The organism is Pseudonocardia alaniniphila, from assembly GCF_022524485.1.
GTDB lineage: Bacteria > Actinomycetota > Actinomycetes > Mycobacteriales > Pseudonocardiaceae > Pseudonocardia > Pseudonocardia alaniniphila.
In genome coordinates, this window is record NZ_JAKXMK010000085.1 from 1 (window position 1) to 1570 (window position 1570).

Consider the following 1570-nt stretch of genomic DNA (forward strand, 5'->3'; position numbering starts at 1 on the left):
GGCGAGGTCGGTGCGCAGCGCCTCGGCGTTGCGGTCGGGGTAGCGGTGGAGATCGACCGCCGCCGCCGCGACGGCCGCGGTGACGTCCGCGACCAGCTCGGGCGGTGGTGGGTAGGGGTTCTCGTTGGTGTTGAGCCGTACCGCCACGTCGAGCTGCGGGGCTCCGTAGGGGCTGCGGCCGCGCAGGTCGTCACGAAGTGGCAGGTCGTCGAGGGTGACCTCGCCGCCCACTGCCGAGACACAACATGTCACTGGCCGAACCTCGCTGTGACCGCCTGGCCGTGCGCGGGCAGATCCTCGGCGGCGGCGAGTGTGACGACCTGGTCGGCCACCTCCCGCAGCGCCTGCTGGCTGTATTCCACGATGTGCACCCCACGCAGGAACGTCTGCACCGACAGCCCCGCGGAGTGGCGTGCGCACCCGCCCGTGGGTAGCACGTGGTTGGAGCCCGCGCAGTAGTCACCCAGCGACACCGGCGCATACGGGCCGACGAAGATCGCGCCCGCATTGCGCACCCGCAGCGCAACGGCGCGCGCGTTCTCGGTCTGGATTTCCAGGTGCTCAGCGGCATAAGCATCGACCACGGTGACGCCGTCGGTGAGGTCGGAGACCAGGACCGCCCCGGACTGTGGCCCGGTGAGCGCGGTGCGGATCCGTTCGGTGTGTTTGGTCTGCGGCACCTGGCGCCCCAGCTCGGCATCGACCGCGTCGACCAGCTCCGGTGAGGTGGTGACCAGCACCGACGCGGCGTTGGGGTCGTGCTCGGCCTGGCTGATCAGGTCAGCGGCCACGTGCACGGGATCCGCGGTGGCATCGGCCAGCACGGCGATCTCCGTGGGGCCGGCTTCGGCGTCGATCCCGATGAACCCGCGCAGCAGCCGCTTGGCGGCGGTGAGGTAGATGTTGCCCGGCCCGGTGACCATGTCCACCGGTGCGAGCTCGCCACCGTCGGTGTCGGTGCCCCCGTACGCGAGCAGGGCGACGGCTTGCGCGCCGCCGACCGCCCAGACTTCCTCGACCCCCAGCAGCGCCGCCGCGGCGAGGATGGTGGGGTGCGGCAGCCCGCCGTGCTCGGCCTGGGGTGGGGAGGCCACCACCAGCGACTCGACGCCGGCGGCTTGGGCGGGGACGACGTTCATGATCACGCTGGACGGATAGACCGCCAGACCACCCGGCGCGTAGAGCCCCACCCGCGCCACCGGCACGAACCGCTCGGTGACGGTGCCGCCCGCCACCACGTCGGTGACGATGTCTCGGCGGCGCTGGTCGGCGTGCACCGCGCGGGCCCGCGCGATCGAGGTCTCCAACGCCGCCCGCACCGACGGGTCGAGCGCGGCGAGCGCACCCGCGAGGGTCTGCGCGGGTACCCGGATCCCGGCCGGGCGGACCTTCTCGAACTGCTCGGCGAACTCCAGAGCAGCCTCGGCCCCCCGCTCCCGCACCGCCTCGACGATCGGACGGACTCGATGCAGCACCGTGTCCACATCCACCTCGGCACGTGGCAACAGCCCACGCAGATCGGCGGTGCGGGGTAGGGGCGCGGCGCGCAGGTCGAGTCGGCGGAGCATGG

At 72.7% G+C, this 1570-nt stretch carries 1 protein-coding gene and 1 pseudogene; both read right to left on the minus strand.

What is annotated here, in order from left to right; translation table 11 throughout:
• Nucleotides 1–231: pseudogene (locus tag MMF94_RS43055) on the minus strand (histidinol-phosphate transaminase); the annotation flags it as partial.
• Nucleotides 232–248: 17 nt separating this feature from the next.
• Nucleotides 249–1568, minus strand: a complete 1320-nt coding sequence (gene hisD, locus MMF94_RS43060) for a histidinol dehydrogenase (protein WP_241043279.1) — start codon at nucleotides 1566–1568, stop codon at nucleotides 249–251.
• Nucleotides 1569–1570: the final 2 nt, after the last annotated feature.